At 70.1% G+C, this 18,151-nt stretch carries 16 protein-coding genes; 8 read left to right on the forward strand and 8 right to left on the reverse strand.

What is annotated here, in order from left to right; translation table 11 throughout:
• Positions 1 to 32: 32 nt before the first annotated feature.
• The 5 genes from ACUKCB_RS01750 to ACUKCB_RS01770 form a co-directional block, all read right to left on the reverse strand.
• Entirely contained in the window at positions 33 to 977 is a 945-nt protein-coding gene (locus ACUKCB_RS01750) for a LysR family transcriptional regulator (RefSeq protein ID WP_473038699.1), read from the reverse strand.
• 75 nt (positions 978 to 1,052) lie between these two features.
• Complete coding sequence (locus ACUKCB_RS01755) at positions 1,053 to 2,561, reverse strand: nucleobase:cation symporter-2 family protein (RefSeq protein WP_473038700.1); 1,509 nt, start codon at positions 2,559 to 2,561, stop codon at positions 1,053 to 1,055.
• 318 nt (positions 2,562 to 2,879) lie between these two features.
• Complete coding sequence (gene pucL / locus ACUKCB_RS01760) at positions 2,880 to 3,776, reverse strand: factor-independent urate hydroxylase (RefSeq protein ID WP_191272622.1); 897 nt, start codon at positions 3,774 to 3,776, stop codon at positions 2,880 to 2,882.
• A 202-nt stretch (positions 3,777 to 3,978) separates the two neighbouring features.
• Positions 3,979 to 4,323 (reverse strand): hydroxyisourate hydrolase, encoded by a 345-nt coding sequence (gene uraH / locus ACUKCB_RS01765; protein WP_473038701.1) that lies wholly within the window; start codon positions 4,321 to 4,323, stop codon positions 3,979 to 3,981.
• Positions 4,320 to 4,874, reverse strand: coding sequence for a 2-oxo-4-hydroxy-4-carboxy-5-ureidoimidazoline decarboxylase (locus ACUKCB_RS01770; RefSeq protein ID WP_473038702.1), 555 nt, complete (start codon positions 4,872 to 4,874; stop codon positions 4,320 to 4,322). Before ACUKCB_RS01770 ends, uraH begins: the two co-directional genes overlap by 4 nt.
• 409 nt (positions 4,875 to 5,283) lie before the next feature.
• Here ACUKCB_RS01770 and ACUKCB_RS01775 point away from each other — a divergent pair, with 409 nt between their 5' ends.
• The 3 genes from ACUKCB_RS01775 (at position 5,284) to gcl (ending at position 8,997) form a co-directional block, all read left to right on the forward strand.
• Positions 5,284 to 6,081: a hydroxypyruvate isomerase family protein gene (locus ACUKCB_RS01775; protein WP_473038703.1), complete on the forward strand. Its 798-nt coding sequence runs from the start codon at positions 5,284 to 5,286 to the stop codon at positions 6,079 to 6,081.
• A gap of 60 nt (positions 6,082 to 6,141) precedes the next feature.
• Positions 6,142 to 7,032, forward strand: a complete 891-nt coding sequence (locus ACUKCB_RS01780; protein ID WP_473038704.1) for a 2-hydroxy-3-oxopropionate reductase — start codon at positions 6,142 to 6,144, stop codon at positions 7,030 to 7,032.
• A gap of 249 nt (positions 7,033 to 7,281) precedes the next feature.
• Positions 7,282 to 8,997 carry a glyoxylate carboligase gene (gene gcl, locus ACUKCB_RS01785; protein ID WP_473038705.1) on the forward strand — a complete coding sequence of 572 codons (1,716 nt, stop codon included), beginning with the start codon at positions 7,282 to 7,284 and terminating at the stop codon, positions 8,995 to 8,997.
• 206 nt (positions 8,998 to 9,203) lie between these two features.
• Here gcl and ACUKCB_RS01790 read toward each other — a convergent pair whose 3' ends face one another.
• On the reverse strand, positions 9,204 to 10,478 hold the full coding sequence (locus ACUKCB_RS01790) for a M14 family metallopeptidase (RefSeq protein ID WP_473038706.1): 1,275 nt from the start codon (positions 10,476 to 10,478) through the stop codon (positions 9,204 to 9,206).
• Between the two features lie 784 nt (positions 10,479 to 11,262).
• Here ACUKCB_RS01790 and leuA point away from each other — a divergent pair.
• Positions 11,263 to 12,963 carry a 2-isopropylmalate synthase gene (leuA, locus tag ACUKCB_RS01795; protein WP_473038707.1) on the forward strand — a complete coding sequence of 567 codons (1,701 nt, stop codon included), beginning with the start codon at positions 11,263 to 11,265 and terminating at the stop codon, positions 12,961 to 12,963.
• 99 nt (positions 12,964 to 13,062) lie between these two features.
• Here leuA and ACUKCB_RS01800 read toward each other — a convergent pair whose 3' ends face one another.
• Together ACUKCB_RS01800 and ACUKCB_RS01805 are read right to left on the reverse strand one after the other, a co-directional pair.
• On the reverse strand, positions 13,063 to 13,506 hold the full coding sequence (locus ACUKCB_RS01800; protein WP_473038708.1) for a GNAT family N-acetyltransferase: 444 nt from the start codon (positions 13,504 to 13,506) through the stop codon (positions 13,063 to 13,065).
• Positions 13,507 to 13,556: 50 nt separating this feature from the next.
• Positions 13,557 to 14,324 carry a CAP domain-containing protein gene (locus tag ACUKCB_RS01805; RefSeq protein WP_473038709.1) on the reverse strand — a complete coding sequence of 256 codons (768 nt, stop codon included), beginning with the start codon at positions 14,322 to 14,324 and terminating at the stop codon, positions 13,557 to 13,559.
• Positions 14,325 to 14,760: 436 nt separating this feature from the next.
• Between ACUKCB_RS01805 and recO the strand changes: the two genes are divergently transcribed.
• The 4 genes from recO to ACUKCB_RS01825 all read left to right on the forward strand — a co-directional run bounded on the left by recO (position 14,761) and on the right by ACUKCB_RS01825 (position 18,118).
• A complete protein-coding gene (recO, locus tag ACUKCB_RS01810; protein WP_191272598.1) occupies positions 14,761 to 15,492 on the forward strand; it encodes a DNA repair protein RecO in 732 nt (243 codons plus the stop codon).
• Positions 15,489 to 16,316, forward strand: a complete 828-nt coding sequence (locus ACUKCB_RS01815; RefSeq protein ID WP_473038710.1) for an isoprenyl transferase — start codon at positions 15,489 to 15,491, stop codon at positions 16,314 to 16,316. Before recO ends, ACUKCB_RS01815 begins: the two co-directional genes overlap by 4 nt.
• The gene (locus ACUKCB_RS01820; RefSeq protein ID WP_473038711.1) at positions 16,316 to 17,125 is read left to right on the forward strand and encodes an SGNH/GDSL hydrolase family protein; all 810 of its coding nucleotides are present in this window, start codon (positions 16,316 to 16,318) and stop codon (positions 17,123 to 17,125) included. Before ACUKCB_RS01815 ends, ACUKCB_RS01820 begins: the two co-directional genes overlap by 1 nt.
• A gap of 153 nt (positions 17,126 to 17,278) precedes the next feature.
• On the forward strand, positions 17,279 to 18,118 hold the full coding sequence (locus tag ACUKCB_RS01825; RefSeq protein WP_473038712.1) for an SGNH/GDSL hydrolase family protein: 840 nt from the start codon (positions 17,279 to 17,281) through the stop codon (positions 18,116 to 18,118).
• Positions 18,119 to 18,151 lie beyond the last annotated feature (33 nt).

Raw genomic sequence — 18,151 nt, forward strand, 5'->3', positions numbered from 1 at the left:
AACTGATTACTTCCAGCGAAAGTTTTTGATCACTATGTTCGTTTTAGCTGAACACTTGCTGTACTCAGGCGGGCAGCCGCCTCCGCCAGGGCACGCAGGGCGAGGGCGATCTGTGGACGTTCGCCGGAACCGGAGCGCACGGCGGTGACCACGTGGCGGCGCGGCTGGTCCGCGTGGGGGACGCGTAGGGCGACCCCCGGCGCGTCCCCGGTGGCGGCCAGGCGGGGGATCAGCGCGACGCCCATACCCGCCGCCACCATGTCGAGGATGGCCCGCCAGTCGGAGGCCACGTGAGCCTGCTCGGGAACGAACCCGGCCTGGGCGCAGGCCGCGATGGTGATGTCCCGCCAGGGCCCCGAGGCCCCGTAGATCCACGGCTCCTCGGCGAGGTCGCGCATCCGCAGCGCCGGTGTGCCGGCCAGCCGGTGCCGGGCGGGCACGGCCACGTCCAGGGGGTCGGTGAGCAGCTCGCTCCGGTCGTAGCGCCCGTCGTGGCCGGTCGGGGCCTGGGCGGCCAGGGACAGTCCGATGTCGATCTCACCCGCGGCGAGGAGTTCGTACACCTCGGCGGCCTCGGCCTGGTGTACCCGCGTGCGCAGCCCGGGATGGGCCTCGCGCAGCGCGTTCAGCGCCGGGACCACCAGGGAGGGGATGGCGGTGGCGAAGGTGCCCACGCGAACCCGTCCGGCCTCGCCGCGCACGAACCCGTCGAGTTCGGCCTCGGCCCGCTCCAGTTGGGCCAGCACGACGTCGGTGTGCCGCAGCAGCACGTGTGCGGCGTCGGTGAGGCGGACCCGGCGCCCGTGCGCCTCCAGCAACTCCACCCCCACCTGCTGGGAGAGCGTCGACAGCTGTTGGGAGACGCCGGAGGGCGTCATGGAGAGGGCCTCGGCCGTGGCCCTGACGGTCCCGAGTTCCTCGAGGGTGCGGAGTACGCGCAGTTTGCGCAGGTCCCAGTCGCTCACCCTCACAGGCATACCATTCATCTCCGCTTAACAGCAGCGGGGCGGGCGCACGGTCACGGTGCGCCCGCCCCTGGTCGGTCCGGCCGGTCAGGTCCGGTCGGGGTGCCCGGCCTCCTCCTCACCGCCCCGGTGGGCCGCGCCCGCCTGGTCGGTGTACTTGGCCTCGCCGGGACCGGCGGTGCCGATCTCCGCCTGGTCGATCTCGGCGGGGGAGGGCGAGGGACCGCGGCCGATCACGTTGAAGCAGATGTTCAGCAGGATCGAGACGATCGCCGCGCCGATGATGCCCGAGTGCGCGATGAGCTCGACCGACTCCGGGAGGAAGGAGTAGAAGGTCGGGTAGGCCAGCGGGATGATCGCCACCCCCACGGAGGCGGCGACGAGGATCAGGTTGAGGTTGTTGGTGAAGTCCACCTTGGCCAGGGTCTTGGCCCCGCTGGCGGCCACACTGCCGAACAGGACCAGCCCGGCCCCGCCCAGGACCGGAGTGGGGATCGCGGCCATGACCCCGCCCAGGACCGGGAACATCCCCAGGGCCAGCAGGATGGCGGCGCCGGTGGCGACCACGTAGCGGCTCCGGATGCCGGTGAGCGCGAGCAGGCCGATGTTCTGCGCGAAGGAGCTGGTCGGCGTGGCACTGAAGATCGGGCCGATGATCGAGCCGCTCACGTCGGCGCGCAGACCGGCCGAGATGCGCTTGGCGTCGACCTTGGAACCGGTGATCTCACCGACCGCGATGATGTGTGAGGCGCCCTCGGTCAGGACCACCAGCATGATGATGCACATGGTGATGATCGCGGTGACCTCGAACTGGGGGGCACCGAAGTAGAACACCGACGCGGGGTTGAACACGAGGTCCGCCTCGCCCACCCGGCTGAAGTCGGCCATGCCGAGCGGGAGCGCGACGAGCGTGCCCACGACCAGGCCGAGCAGGATGGACAGCCGTCCCCAGATGCCGGGGAAGAGCCGGGAACCGACGAGGATGACCGCGAGGGTCAGGCCGGCCAGGGCGAGGTTGGCCAACGGCGCGGCCGGGACCTCGGAACCGTCCTCCAGGACACGGACGTTGCCGTCCATGATCCAGCGGGCCGCCACCGGCATCAGACTGACACCGATCACCGTGATGATCGTGCCGGTGACGATCGGCGGGAAGAAGCGGATCAGCTGCCCGAAGAACGGGGTCAGGACCAGGGCGAACACACCTGCGGCCATGGACGCGCCGAAGGCGACGGGCAGGTTCTCGCCGTCCTGGCCGGCGGCCAGAGCGGTGATGGCGCTGACGGGGACGAAGGAGCAGGCCACCACGATGGGCATCTGCGCGCCGACCCGCCGGTGGCCGACGGTCTGCAGCAGGGTGGCGATACCCGCCACCAGGAGTGCGCCGCTGACGAGGATTCCCATGGCGGCGGGGTCGTTCGCGAGCCCAGCGGCGGCGCCGATGACGAGGGCCGGTGCCACCGCACCGGCGTACATGGTGAGGATGTGCTGGAGCCCGTAGACGAGCAGGAGCCGCGTGGGCAGCTTCTCGTCCTCGGGGCGGGCGGGGTTCGTGGCAGTTGTTGTGGCCGAGTCCTTCGCGGACGGACTGTTCGACATGGCCAGTTTCCAGCCTTTGCGATCGGTGGTCACCGAGGGGGCGACCGGGTTCTCCGAGCGGTTGCCCGGTGGTGTCGCTCCGGCCCCGGACGCTCGGGAGGCACAGCTCCCGGGCACGCGGAAGGCCGGTGTGGCCCGCCTTTCGGCGGGCAGGCGAGGAATACCTCGGGTGGGGGACCTTGGGGCCGGTCGGGCTCTGAGGGGGATCGGATCCGTGAGGTGGGGATCCGGGGCCCGGCCGCACGCGCGGGCCCCGGGGTTCAGAGGGTTCCGAAGGGCGCCGGGCGGAACCCGAAGGGGTTTCCCGGCGTCAGGGGATCAGATGAATCCCGGAACGGTCTTCCAGGCGTCGCCGGCCTCGGGGGCGTCATCGCGCTCGACCGTGGCCTCGATCTTGCCGTAGGGGCGGTCCGCGGCGAAGAACACCTCGTTGGGGTTGTCCAGGCCGAACGGGGACAGGTCCACCAGGAAGTGGTGGTTGTTCGGCATGGAGAAGCGGATCTCGGCGATCTCCGGGTGGGCTTCGAGGACGGCGGTGCCCATCGCGTACAGCGTCTGCTGCAGGGCGAGGCTGTGCGTCTCGGCGAAGGCCTCCAGACACAGGGCGCGGACCGAGGCGTAGGACTTGTCGAAGTCGTGGTCGGTGCCGACATAGCGCCAGCGGGCGGTGACGTCGGTGGCCAGGATCCGGTCCTCGGTCTCCTTCAGGGTGGTGTACCGGGTCTTCGGGTAGCCGTGGAACTCCGAACCGGTGGACTTGAGGACGGTGAGGCCCTCGAATCCGGAGACCACCCACTCCCGGTCGCCGTCCTTGTTGACGACGGTGGTGCGGGTTTCGGCGCCGCGGCGGGAGAACGCGTGGTCGTGCGGGCCCTTCGCGGTGGCGATCCGGTCCCAGGAGTACTCCTGGACCTCCTGGCGGGCACCGTGCACGTACTCGTGCTCGTCCACGAAGTGTCGGGCCAGGCGCAGGGCGAAGTCCTCGATCGCGCCGACGCCGCCCCACTCGCGCGCCTTGGCGTAGACGGTGTTCTTCTGGGTGTCGGTCGGCAGGCACTTGGCGTTGTCGCCGACGGTGTGGACTTCCTCCAGGTCGCCGCGGAGCTGGGAGGTGACGTTGACGTCCTTGATCTGGTGGACGTCGGTGTCGCGCTGGACGTGGACGAGGCGGACCTCGGCCTTGCCGTACTGGTTGTCTCCGAGTCTGATGCCCATCAGGGTGAACTCCATCCGTGTGGATTCGGTTTCATCGCTCGCGCCGTGCGCGGCATGCGCGCCGGTGCGCTGTGCGTATGAGGGAGGACCGCTGTGGTCATGCGGAAGGACCTGTCACGCACTCGAAGAGGTCTGGGTGTCACGGGCGGGGTGGGGCCGGGCGGTTCGCCTCGCTTTCGGGCTCGGGATCGGGTGGACCGGGCTAGGAACCCCGGTAGGTCGAGTAGGCGAACGGGCTCAGGAGCAGGGGCACGTGGTAGTGCTGGTCCTCCTCGGCGAGGTCGAACACGATGCTGACCTCGGGGTAGAACCCCTTCTGGCCGGTCGCGGCGAAGTAGGACCCGGTGTCGAAGACGACGCGGTAGTACCCGGCGGCGAGCTGGTCGGGTCCCAGGTCGGGCACGCGGCCGTCGTCGTTGGTGCGTCCCTCGGCGACGGTCTTCCAGGAGGTGCGGTCGCGGTCGGCGGCGGCCTCCAGCCGGACGGGCACGTCGCGGGCGGGGCTGCCCAGGGCGGCGTCGAGGATGTGGGTGGTCACGTGGCTCATGCTGCCTCCAGGAGTTTGACCAGGCGGAGCCCGGAGATCTTGCGGAGCTCCTCACCGACCACGGACAGCTCGGTCTCGCGGTCGTTGGCCAGGCGGTCGACCAGGTCGGCGAGGAGTTCGCGGCTGCTGCGGCCGCTGGCGCACACGAGGTAGATCTGCCCGAACCTTCCCTCGTACTCACCCTGCGCGAAGGTGAAGATCCGCTGGACCCGTGCCGAGGCGTCGTCGGTGTCGGCGGCGAAGGCCGACTGCTCGCCGCGCGACCAGGCCGACTCGGTGTCCTGCCCCTCGGCCTTCTCCCCGATCCGGGGGTGGCGGTCCAGGGCGGTGGCGACCTCTTCGGCGGTGATCCCGCGCGCGTGGCTGTCGGCCCGGGCGAGGAGGGTCCCGCGGTCGGCGTAGGGCGCCTCGGACGCGACGGCCTCCACCCAGCGGTCCACGTTCAGGCACTGCGCGAGTTCGGTGCGCAGCTCCTCCCGGGACAGGGCGTTCAGTCGCGCCAGACCCGGGTCGGGTGTGCTTCCCGACGTGTCCGGGGTGCTCTCGGGCATGTGTTCTCCCGTTGCTCGGCCGGCGCGCCGACCTCCCGTCCCGTGGGGCGGGGGGTCTCGAACCGGCCAGGGCTTTCATAGTGCAGATAGCTGATTCCGTATTACGGATTGGAGGGACTCTAGTTGATGACAGTGTGACCTTGTCAACACTGGCAAGGGGGGATCGGAGAAAAACAGTCGAATCTGTATCTACCGACAAAGAAACCGTGAAGTTCCTGCGTACCGGTGGGGCCCGCGGGGGTCCGGGGGTCGTGTTTGCGCGGGGTGGGGCGCGGGTGCGGCCGCTGCTCGCCTTCGGGTTCGGTCGTCGGGGTGGTTGACAAGCGGTGGTGGTCCGGCACACACTCAAGGCATTCCTTAAAGTGAAAACTACTTTCCGCAATACGGAAGTGGATGCCGGAGGCAACGCATGAGCCACACACTCGGGTACACGGTGAACTGCTCCCTGCTGTTCACCGAGCTCCCCGTCAACGAGCGCCCCCAGGCCGCACGCGACGCGGGCTTCCACGCCGTCGAGTTCTGGTGGCCCTTCGAGAGCGCGACCCCGGCGCAGGAGGAGGTCGACGCCTTCGTCGACGCCCTCGACACCGCCGGTGTGCGCCTCAGCGGCCTCAACTTCTTCGCCGGTCGGCTCCCCGGCCCTGACCGCGGTGTGCTGTCCCACCCCTCCCGCACCGCCGAGTTCCTCGCCAACACCGAGGTGGTCGCCCAGATCGCCGAGCGCACCGGCACCACCGGCTTCAACGCCCTCTACGGCCTGCGCCAGGACGGGGTCGACCCGGCCGAACAGGACCGCCTCGCGCTGGAGAACACCGTCGCCGCCGCCGAGGCGGTCGCCAAGGTCGGTGGCACCGTGCTCGTCGAACCCATCAGCGGCTCCGAGGACTACCCGCTCAAGACCGCGGCCGAGGGCCTCGCCTTCGTCGCCAGGGTCAAGGAGGCCGGGGCCGAGAACGTCGCGCTCCTCGCCGACTTCTTCCACCTCGCGGTCAACGGCGACGACGTCGCCGCCGTGGTCCGCGACCACGCGGCCGAGTTCGGACACATCCAGATCGCCGACGCCCCCGGCAGGGGCGAGCCCGGCACCGGCGATCTGCCCATCGACGAACTCCTCTCCGCCGCCCAGGCCGGCGGATACCGGGGCCTGGTCGGCCTGGAGTACAAGCCGACCGTCCCCACCACCCAGAGCTTCGGCTGGCTGGACTGACCCCAGGGGTCGCCCCGGCCGCGCCATCCACACCAGTCACACAGTCTGAAAGGGGCCGTCATGGCCATCCGTAAGATCGCCTTCATCGGTCTGGGCATCATGGGCCTGCCCATGGCCGTCAACCTCGTCCGCGCCGGCTACAGCGTCACTGGCGTCAACAAGAGCCCCGAGCGCGTCGACGCCCTGGTCACCGAGGGCGGCCTGCGCGGCGGGAGCATCGCCGAGGCGGTCGCCGACGTCGACGCGGTCATCACGATGGTTCCGGACTCCCCGGACGTCAACCAGGTCCTGCGCGGTGAGGGGGGCGTCTACGACAACGCCAAGCCCGGCACCCTGGTCATCGACATGAGCACTATCCGCCCCGACGTCTCCCGGGAGCTCGCCTCGGACGGCACCGAGCGCGGTTTCCGCGTTCTGGACGCCCCGGTCAGCGGCGGCGAGGCCGGCGCGGTCGAGGCCAAGCTCTCCATCATGGTGGGCGGCTCCCATGACGATTTCGAGGCCGCGCGCCCCGTCTTCGACATCCTGGGCTCCACCCCGGTCCTGGTCGGCCCCAACGGTTCCGGACAGACGGTCAAGGCCGCCAACCAGCTCATCGTGGCCGGCAACATCCAGCTCCTCGCCGAAGCCCTCGTCTTCCTGGAGGCGCACGGCGTCGACACCGAGTCCGGTCTGGAGGTCCTGGGCGGCGGGCTCGCGGGCAGCACCGTGCTCCAGCGCAAGGGCAAGGCCATGCGTGAGCGCAACTTCGCCCCCGGCTTCCGGATCGCCCTGCACGACAAGGACATGCGCATCATCACCGACTCCGCGAGCGCGGCCGGGGTGGCCATCCCGCTGGGCTCGCAGGTGGCGCAGTACGTGGCCGCGCTCAGGAACCAGGGCCACGGCGGCCTCGACCACTCCGCCCTGCTCAAGGTCGTCGAGCAGCTCTCCGGCCGCGACGGCGAGTAGCGCCCGCCCGGCCGGGCCCGGCCCCACCGGACCGGCACCGCCAGCAGCAGTACCACCAGCAGCACCGACAGCCACAGCAGTCCGTATGACCGGGGCACCGTGCTCGCCCCCGGGTGTTGGCCCACCCGGGAGGCAGGCGAGAACGCCGCCCCACCCCTAGCACCCAGCACCGGGGCGCCGGGGACGGCCCGTCCAGACGGGGCCGACCCCGAGCGCCCCGGCCACCCCAGCACTGAAGGGTTCGCTCCCATGGCGAAAATGCCCGCGATGAACGCCGTCGTGGAGGTCCTCAAGGACGAGGGCGTCGACACCGCCTTCGGCTGCCCCGGCGCGGCCATCCTCCCCCTCTACAAGGCGATGGAGGAGGTGGGCGGCATCGAACACCTCACCGTCCGCCACGAGGAGGGCGCCACCCACATGGCCGACGGCTGGTCGCGCACGACCGGCAGGGTCGGCGTGGCGATCGGCACCTCCGGCCCGGCCGGGACCAACATGATCACCGGCCTGTACACCGCCATCGCGGACTCGGTCCCGATCGTGTGCATCACCGGCCAGCAGCGCACCGACCTGTTGGACAAGGAGGGCTTCCAGGCGGTCGACATCGTCGAGATCGCCAAGCCCGTCACCAAGTGGGCCGTCCAGATCAAGGAGGCGGCGACCGCCCCGTGGATCTTCCGCGAGGCCTTCCGCATCGCCCAGGAGGGCCGTCCCGGGCCGGTCCTGGTCGACATCCCGGTGGACATCGCCCAGCACCTGATCGAGTACGACCCCGAACTGGACGCCGCACTCAAGATCAACACGGTCGAGCCGCACCTGCCCCGGGTGGAGAGGGCCCTGGACCTGCTGCTGGAGGCGGAGCGCCCGCTCATCCTGGCCGGCGGCGGCGTGATCCTGGCCGAGGCCTCCGACGACCTGCGCGAACTGGCCGAGTACCTCCAGGTGCCGGTCCAGGTCACCCTCATGGGCAAGGGCTCCTTCGACGAGGACTCGCCCCTGTACTCGGGCATGACCGGCGTGCAGACCTCCCAGCGCTACGGCAACGCCTCCTTCCTGGAGTCGGACCTGGTCCTGGCCGTGGGCGCGCGCTTCGCCGACCGCCACACCGGCCAGATCGACGTCTACCGGGGCGAGCGCAAGTTCGTCCACGTGGACATCGAGGCCACCCAGATCGGCCGGGTCTTCGAGCCCGACCTGGGCGTGGTCTCCGACGCCAAGCTCTTCCTCCAGGAGCTGCTGGCCGCCGCCAGGCGCCGGAGGGCCACCGCGCAGGTGGGCGCGTGGATCGACCGGGTCAACGAGCTCAAGTCCACCCTGACCAGGCGCGAGGACTTCGACACCGTCCCGGTCAAGGCGCCGCGCGTCTACAAGGAGATCAACGAGGTCTTCGACTCCAGCACCTACTTCGTCACCGCCATCGGCCTCTACCAGATCTGGGGCGGCCAGCACCAGAAGGCGTACAAGCCGCGGCACTACCAGATCTGCGGCCAGGCGGGCCCGCTCGGCTGGGAGATCCCCGCCGCCATCGGTGTCAAGAAGGCCCTCAAGCACACCGAGCCGGACGCCGAGGTGGTCGGCATCGTCGGCGACTACGGCTTCCAGTACATGGTCGAGGAGTTGGCGGTCGCGGCGCAGTACAACGTGCCGTACGTGATCATCATGCTCAACAACGAGTACCTGGGCCTGATCCGCCAGGCGTCGATCCCCTTCGACATGAACTACCAGGTGGACATCCACTACGACGAGTACGGCACCGACAGCGTCAAGCTCATGGAGGCCTACGGCTGCTCCGGCCGCCGGGTCTGGGAGCCCGGGGAGATCCGGGAGTCCCTGGAGTGGGCCCGCAAGCAGGCGCAGTCCACCTCGCGCCCCGTCCTGGTCGAGATCATGATCGAGCGCGAGGCCAACACCCCGCACGGTCCGGCCATCGACGCCGTCAAGGAGTTCGAGCCGCTGCCCGGCGCGTAGTCCCCGGCGGGTGACCCCGGTCCGGGCGCGTCGGCGCCCGGACCCCACAGACCGCCAGGGGGCCGGACCTGCACCCCGGCCCCCTGGCGAGGCCCCCTCCCAGACCGGCGGGAGGGGGCCGCACAGCCCCGAGGGGCGGCGGTGTTCTTCGCTGGCGCACCGCCGCCCCTCGGTCCGTTCGTCCCGGCTGCCGGACGCCGTGCGGGTCAGCCGCAGTAGGCCTCCTCCTCACCGATGATCCGGTAGGGGCAGTCCGCGTAGTCCAGCAGCCGCAGCACAGCCTCCTCGTTGCGGGAGGTCTCGCGCCCGATCACCGAGGAGGGCGGGTAGAAGCCGCCGCCCCACCACGACCGGGGATACATCTCGTAGGTGAAGTTCACGATGCCCTGGTCGGCCCACAGCCAGTCGTTGATCGAGCCGTCGGTGACGTACAGGTCACTGGACTGCTGGGGCGTGTAGCCGTTGGCCTGGGCCATGTACGTGCCCAGCGCCTCGTGGGTGTCGTACTCCTCCTGGGTCATCCCCTCGGTGGCCTCGTCGTAGGTGTAGCCGAAGGGCCACAGGATCAGCTCGCTGTAGGTGTGGAAGTCGATGGCGCTGGTGATCTGCTGCTCGCCCCCGACCGCGCGGCCGCGGACGAAGTCGGCGATCGCCGCGACCTCGGGGGAGGACTCGGGGGCCGAGCCCCGGTAGGTGAGGCTGCTCGGGTTGCCGGAGGAACCGCCGCAGCAGCCCCACTTGTGGGCCCAGTTGCGGTTCATGTCGGTGCCGATGGCCGACGACCCCTGGTTGGGCTGGCGGTTCTTGCGCCAGTCCCGCCAGCTGGTGCCGGCCATGTCGTACTCGCTGCCGTCCGGATTGGCGTTCGGCAGGATCCAGATCTCGCGGCTGTCGACCAGTTCGGTGATGCGTGGGTCGTCGCCGTACCCGTCGGTGAGCAGGTCCAGCAGGTAGACCGCCATCTCGACGGTCAGGTGTTCGCGTGCGTGCTGGGAGTGGACGAACAGCACCTCGGGCTGGTCCTCGTCCACGGACACGTTGTCGCTGATCTTGACCGCCACCAGGTCGCGGCCCTCGTACGACTGGCCGTAGACCTGCTGGGAGGCCAGGTCGGGGTGGTCCGCGACGACCTCGTCGACGATGTCCAGCAGTTCGGGGTAGGTGGTGTACCCGGGGTCGGGGCCGGCGAAGGTCCCGGGGACGTCGAAGGGGTCGGGGGCGTAACCCAGGTCGTCGAGCTCGGCCACGTCCTCGACCGAACCGGTGACCAGCACCGAGTCCTCACCGACGTGGTCGATGGCCACGCCGGTCGCGGCGATCTCGGAGCGCTCCTGGGCGGTGTGCACGCCGGTGATCTCGTACAGGTCGTACGAGGGTTCCGCGGTGGCGCTGCCGGTGGCCAGGGTGCTCAGCAGGAGCGCGCCTGCGGCCACGGGGACGAGGGTTCTTCTGAGCAGGGGAGCGGGGGACGGGTGGTCCACGATGCCTCCATGAGCGGGGGTGAGGCTTCGAACACGTGGCGATATTGGAGATCGGGACGCCGCAACCTGTCAATATGGCTAACTTTGCGTAGCCATGGAAGCATTCTGACTAGTTTGGCGGCCTTGCCACGTGAAGCCCGCTTTTTCTGTCACCGGTCGCACACCCAGCGTGGCCGCATGTGGCCATTCGGTACCGGGTTCCCTTGCGCTGGCGCCCGGAGGCGGTCGAGGCGGGGGGTGTCCCGAGGAGGGGTGCCGCTGCGGCTGTGTTCGGACTCCCGGTGGGCCGACGCAGGAACGCCCGGCCCCAGTGGGGTCGGGCGTTCGCGGGTGAAGGAAGGATTTCCGTCGGCGGTACCGGCCTGGCGTCGGCGCGGCTTACGTGGCTTGCTCTGCGCGGCGACGCCGGCCTCGGGTGTTGGCCGCACCCTGGGTCCCGCCGACGGAATCCGTATGACCCCCCTAGCACTGAAGGGTTCCCCTCCAGGGTAACCGCCAACGGCTATATCTTGAAGTCGAGGTACCCGTTTTGAACGATCATCTGAAATCGGCCGAAAGCTCCGCAGTCGTCGCAGGCCAAGCCGGGGTCGTCCCATACTGTGGACATCGGGTACCGGATTTTCCCCGGCGTCTGCTAGCGTGACAATCGTTATGCTGCGCGAGCTGCTCCTCCTTAGTGGCCGCGGCGGGGATCGTTAGACGGTCGGCCCCTCGCCGCGGGACTTCGGCTTGCCGTGTCGACCACGACATCACGCGCCACAATTTCCCGAGGAGCCACACCGCTATGGTGCCGCAGCAGAAGACCAGCCCCATGCCCTTCCATCGTTACGAGCCCTTCGCTCCGGTGGACCTGCCCGACCGCACCTGGCCTTCGAAGTCCATCACCGAGGCCCCCCGCTGGCTGTCCACCGACCTGCGCGACGGCAACCAGGCGCTGATCGAGCCGATGGACTCCGCGCGCAAGCACGAGATCTTCCAGCTGCTGGTCCGGATGGGCTACAAGGAGATCGAGGTCGGTTTCCCCTCGGCCAGCCAGACCGACTTCGACTTCGTCCGGTCGCTGATCGAGGACGACCTGATCCCCGACGACGTACAGATCTCCGTACTGACCCAGGCCCGTGAGGACCTGATCGAACGCACCGTGCAGAGCCTGGTCGGCGCCAGGCGCGCCACCGTGCACCTGTACAACGCCACCGCGCCCACCTTCCGCCGCGTGGTGTTCCGGGTGGACCGCGAGGCCTGCAAGAACATCGCCGTCGAGGGAACCCGGCACGTGATGCGCTTCGCCGAGCAGTACCTGGGCGAGACCGAGTACTTCGGCTACGAGTACTCGCCGGAGATCTTCGTCGACACCGAGCTGGACTTCGCCCTGCAGGTCTGCGAAGCGGTCATGGACGTCTGGCAGCCCGGCCCGGGCCGCGAGATCATCCTGAACCTGCCCGCCACCGTCGAGCGCGCCACCCCCAACGTCTACGCCGACCAGATCGAGTGGATGAGCCGCAACCTGACCCGGCGCGAGCACGTGGTCCTGTCCGTGCACCCGCACAACGACCGCGGCACCGGCGTGGCCTCGGCGGAACTGGCCGTCATGGCCGGGGCCGACCGGGTCGAGGGCTGCCTGTTCGGGCACGGTGAGCGCACCGGCAACGTCTGCCTGGTCACCCTGGGTATGAACCTGTTCAGCCAGGGCGTCGACCCCAAGATCGACTTCTCACGGATCGACGAGATCCGCCGCACGGTCGAGCACTGCACCCAGCTGCCCGTCGCGCCCCGCCACCCCTACGGCGGCGACCTGGTCTACACGGCCTTCTCCGGCTCCCACCAGGACGCCATCAAGAAGGGCTTTACCGACCTGGACGCCCGCGCCGCCGAGGCCGGCAAGCAGGTCGAGGACTACCCCTGGGACGTGCCCTACCTGCCCATCGACCCCAAGGACGTGGGCCGCAACTACGAGGCGGTCATCCGGGTCAACAGCCAGTCCGGCAAGGGCGGCGTCTCCTACGTCATGCAGCGGGACCACTCCCTGGACCTGCCGCGCCGGCTGCAGATCGAGTTCTCCCAGGTCATCCAGAGTTTCATGGACGCCGAGGGCGGCGAGTTCCCGGCCGAGCGCATCTGGGAGATCTTCTCCGACACCTACCTGGCCGAGCGCGGCCCGGTGGCGGTCCTGGCGCACCGCTCCAGCACCTCCGAGGACGGCACGTACACGATCGAGGCCGACGCCCGTGTCAACGGTGAGATCCGCGAACTGAAGGGCACCGGCAACGGCCCGATCTCCGCGTTCGGCGACGCGCTGGCCGACGTGGACGTCAAGGTCCGGGTCATCGACTACGTGGAGCACTCCATGGGCGAGGACGGCAACGCCCGCGCCGCCGCCTACGTGGAGGCCGAGATCGACGGCAGGACGGTGTGGGGCGTGGGTATCCACAGCAGCATCACCACCGCCTCCCTGAAGGCCGTGTGCAGCGCCATCGGCCGCGCCTGACCCACCACCCGGTACCCCTGGCACGGGAGCCCGGCATCCCTGGCACTGAGCGGACGGGGCCCACGACACACGTCGCGGGCCCCGTCCCGTGCCCCAGGGTCACAGGTGGAGGGAGAATCCGCCGCCCTCCCCGGGGGTGAACCCGCAGGAGCGGTAGAAGGCGTGCACGTAGGCGTCCTCGGCGGCCAGGAACTGGATCCTGTGGCAGCCCTCCCGCTCGCCCAGGCTCCGCGCGGCGGCCAGCAGCATGCGACCCACGCCTCGGCGGCGGTGCGCCTCGGCGACCACCAGGTTCTCCAGGACCAGGCGCGGCCGTCCGCCACGGCCGAGGTCGGCCATGACCAAGCAGTCCACCGTGCCCAGTAGTTCACCGGAACCGTTCTGGGCCACCAGCAGGGTCCGCCCGTCCTGGCCGGCGATCTCCGACCAGGCCCGGGCGGCCTCCGCCTCAGGCATCGGCGGGTCCTCCGGGTGCCTCTCGCCGAGCAGCCGGAGAACCCGCGAGAGGTCGGCGCGGCCCGCGGGACGGATCTCGATGCTCACACCGCGCACTCTAGCCGTCGCGGCGGTGGCGGAGACGGCACGCCCTCCGGCTACTCGTAACCGAACTTCTGGGTCCAGGCGTGGCCGGACTCACCGACCCCGATGGCTTCGAGATCGCAGTTGAGGATGTTGGCCCGGTGGCCGGGGCTGTTCATCCAGGCGTCCATGACCTGCTCGGCACTGGTCTGACCCTTGGCCACGTTCTCCGCCCCCCAGGCGTCGTAGCCGTGCCGCCGTGCGCGCTCGCCCGGCCCCTCGCCCTCGGGGCTCTCGTGGGCCATGTAGTCGCGGGCGTCCATGTCCTCGCTGTGCTCCTGGGCGGCGCTGGTGAGCCGGTCGTCCACGTGCACCGGGTCGCAACCGTTCGATGCGCGCTCGTCGTTGACCAGGTTCACGACCGCCGAGGTCGACGAGGAGCCACCGGTGGACTGGCCGCCGCCTCCGCGGCCCCCGCCACCGTTCCCGCCACCGTTGCCGCCGCCACCTCGGCCGCCCTCGCCGTCGGCGGAGTCCTCGGGCTCGTCGGACCCCGCGGACTCCTCCGTGGCGGAGGAGCCGGTGACGCTGGAGCTCTTCGGTGCGCTGTCCCCCCGCGGTTCGGCGGGGTCAGGAGCACTGGTGGGTGTGGCGAAGAAATCGTCCTCGGGCTCTGTGTCCGGGACCCCGGAGTCGTCGGCCGCGGTGCCCCCGAGCCCGCTGCCGGCGCCACCGGAGGCAGCGGTCGTGCCGTCCGCGGGGTCCGGCTCCTCGCCGAGCCCGGTGAGGACCAGGGCCCCGGCCAGGGTCAGTCCCACGGGGACCGCGACCATACCGGCCACGAGTGGCACCCTGCCGCGCCGTCCTTCACGGTCCGAGCGCTGTTCGCGAGCGCTCGTCCTGCGCCTGCCTCGGCGACCTCGCGCCATATCGCTCTGCCTTCCGTACCGGGATCGGGAATCGTTCGGGCACCCCTGCGGGGCGGTCGGGTACACGCGGTCCCGACGGGGTTCCGCCGCCGGGGCCTGTGGTCTTCCCCGGCTCGGTTCTTCCCGTGCCCATGACCACGTGTGGAATCGGTGGTCTGATGCTGGGCGGGCTTTTCCTCCGGTTTCGGGCGATGATGCCGCGGGGGAAGGGCGGTGGGCCCGAAACCGTGTGCCCTAGCGCGTGAGAGTAGAGCAAATACTGTGAAAAGGGAATCCAAACCGTAATAAACCAGCTCAAGGGACTGGGCGTCCGCGCGAGACGGTCGTCGCCATCCGCGACAATGGGGGTGTGAGTCTCTACCGCGACGAGGGCGTCGTCCTGCGCAACCAGAAACTGGGCGAGGCCGACCGTATCGTCACACTCCTGACCCGCCGCACCGGGCTGGTGCGCGCCGTCGGCAAGGGCGTGCGCCGCACCAAGTCGCGCTTCGGCGCCCGGCTGGAGCCGTGCACCCATGTCGACCTCCAGCTGCACACCGGCCGGACCCTGGACGTCATCACCCAGGCCGAGACCGTGCGCTCCTACGGCAAGACGGTCGTGTCGGACTACTCCCGCTACACGGCGGCCACCGCGATGCTGGAAACCGCGGAAAAGGTCGTCGCCGTGGAGAAGGACCCGGCGCTGCGCCAGTTCCTCCTGCTCATCGGCGCCCTGCGTACCCTGGGGGAGGGAAGCCACGACTCCAGGCTGGTCCTGGACGCCTACCTCCTGCGCTCCCTGGCCGTCGCCGGGTACGCCCCCGCTCTGACCGAGTGCGCCCGTTGCGGAAGTCGGGGGGAGCACCGTGCGTTCGCGGTCCACGCGGGCGGTATGGTCTGCTCGGTGTGCCGTCCGCACGGTTCCACGCACCCCTCGCCCGAGACGCTCCGGCTGATGTCGGCGCTGCTCGGGGGCGACTGGGACAGCGCCGACGCCAGCGACGGCAGGCATCGCTCCGAGTGCAGCGGGCTGGTTGCGGCCTACCTGCAGTGGCACCTGGAAAACGGAATCCGATCACTGCGCCATGTGGAGCGTTCTTGAGTCTGTTCAGCTTCGACAACGGTAAGCGGCGTGAGCGGGACCACGCCGCGCCCGTCCCGCACCCCAGTGGGGCCCGGCCCCCCGAAGTCCCCGCCGACCTGGTGCCCCGCCACGTGGCCGTGGTCATGGACGGCAACGGCCGTTGGGCGAAGGAACGCGGCCTGCCGCGCACCGAGGGGCACAAGGCCGGTGAGTCCTCCCTCTTCGACGTGATCGAGGGCGCTCTGGAGATGGGCATCCCCAACCTCTCCGCCTACGCCTTCTCCACCGAGAACTGGAAGCGCTCGCCCGACGAGGTGCGCTTCCTCCTCGGTTTCAACCGTGACACCATCCGCAACCGCCGCGACGAGCTGCACGCCCGCGGCGTGCGCGTCAAGTGGGCCGGACGCTCCGGGATGCTCTGGAAGAGCGTCATCCGGGAGCTCAAGGACGCGGAGGAGATGACCAGGGACAACACCCGGCTCACCCTCCAGTTCTGTGTGAACTACGGCGGGCAGGCGGAGATCGTCGACGCCGCGCGCGAGCTGGCCCGCCAGGCCGCCGCCGGGCGGATCTCCCCGGAGAAGATCACCGAGGACACCCTGGCCCAGCACCTCTACGCCCCCGACGTCCCGCCCGTGGACCTCTTCGTGCGGTCCTCCGGCGAGCAGCGGCTGTCCAACTTCCTCCTCTGGCAGTCCGCCTACGCGGAGTTCGTCTTCCTGGAGACGCTCTGGCCCGACTTCGACCGCCGCGACCTGTGGCGGGCCTGTGAGATCTACGCGAGCCGGGACCGCCGCTACGGCGGTGCCGTGCCCAACCCGGTGGCTGAGGAGACCAAGTGATGGCCAAGACGAACCGTTCCGAGGAGACCTCGCCGATCAGGCCGGGGATGACGCTCGCCTCGCTCGGCGACAGCTTCACCGAGGGCGTGGGCGACCCCTACCCGGACGGCAGCGGTGTCTTCCGGGGCTGGGCGGACCGGTTGGCCGAGCACCTCGCCGATCACGTGGGCGAGGTCGGATACGCCAACCTGGCGGTGCGCGGCAAGCTCATCCGCCAGATCGTCACGGACCAGGTCCCGCCCGCCCTGGAGATGGCGCCGGACCTGGTCACCCTGTGCGCGGGCGGCAACGACCTGCTGCGCCCGGCGGGCGACCCCGAGCGGCTGGCGAAGATCCTGGACCGCACGGTGAGCCGCCTGCGCGCCAACGGCAGCCAGGTCGTGCTGTTCACCGGCGTCAACGTGGCCACCGGGTACATGCGCGGCACCATCGGCCTGTTCGCGCGCTACTACATGAACGTGCGCGCGATCGCCGACAGGTACGACTGCTTCCTGGTCGACCAGTGGTCCATGGACGTGCTGACCGACTCGCGCGCCTGGGACGAGGACCGCCTGCACATGTCCCCGGAGGGGCACCGCCGCCTGGCTCTGCGGGTGGCCGAGGTCCTGGGCGTGCCCACCAAGGAGCGCTGGGACGAGCCCTGGCCCGAGGCCGAGCCGGTCAGCTGGGCCGAGGCGCGCAGGGACGACCTGCACTGGCTCAAGGAGTCCCTGGGGCCGTGGATCGGGCGCAGGCTCACCGGAAGGTCCTCGGGTGACACGGTGACCGCCAAGCGCCCCGAGCTGACCCCGCTCACGAAGGACCGCTGACACCCGTCGGGAGGGGGCCGCCCGGCCTGGCGGCCCCCTCCCGAGCGCACCGGCTGCGCGGGTGCCCCCCAGGTGTGAGTTCCGCCGCAAAAGGCGGCGAACCACCAACCTACTGTCGCGTAACCAGAGGGTCGGGTTGGATCATCGGACACCATGAGCGGTGTGCCTACCGGATCCTCCGGTGACCTGAAAAGCAAGGACATTCTGTCCTACGTCGCCCTCGGTGACAGCTTCACCGAGGGCATGAGCGACCCCTACCCGGACAGCGACAGCGTGCCCAACGGCCGTTATCGGGGTTGGGCCGACCGCCTGGCCGAGCACCTCGCCGCGCACGTGCCCGAGGTCCGCTACGCCAACCTCGCCATCCGCGGGCGTCTCATCGCGCAGATCCGTGACGAACAGGTCCCGCGCGCGGTCGAGATGAAGCCCGACCTGGTCACCCTGTGCGCGGGCGGCAACGACATCCTCCGCCCGGGCAGCGACCCCGACCAGGTCGTGGAGATCTTCGAATCGATGGTCGCGGACCTGCGCGCCACCGGTGCCCGGGTGGTCGTCTTCACCGGCTTCGACACCAACTGGCAGCCGGTCATGCGGCACCTGCGCGGCAAGATCGCCACCTACAACATGCACATGCGCGCCGTCGCGGACCGGTACGGCTGCGACGTGGTCGACGTGTGGAGCATGAAGGTCCTCTCCGACTCCCGTGCCTGGAACTGGGACCGCCTGCACCTGTCCTCGGAGGGCCACCGCCGGCTCGCCCTGCGGGTGTGCGAGGTCCTGGACCTGCCGGTCGACTCCGACTGGAACCAGCCCTGGCCGCCTCCGGAGCCCCGCGACTGGCGCACCGCACGCCAGGAGGACCTGCACTGGGCGCGCGAGTTCCTCGTCCCGTGGATCCACCGCCGTCTCACCGGCCGTTCCTCCGGCGACGGCGTGAACGCCAAGCGCCCCACCCTGGAACGCTGCGAGCCCGGCGACGGACGCCGGGTGTAGACACCGCGAGGGGCCGCCACCCGGCAACGGGCG

This window comes from Nocardiopsis moroccensis, assembly GCF_055763695.1.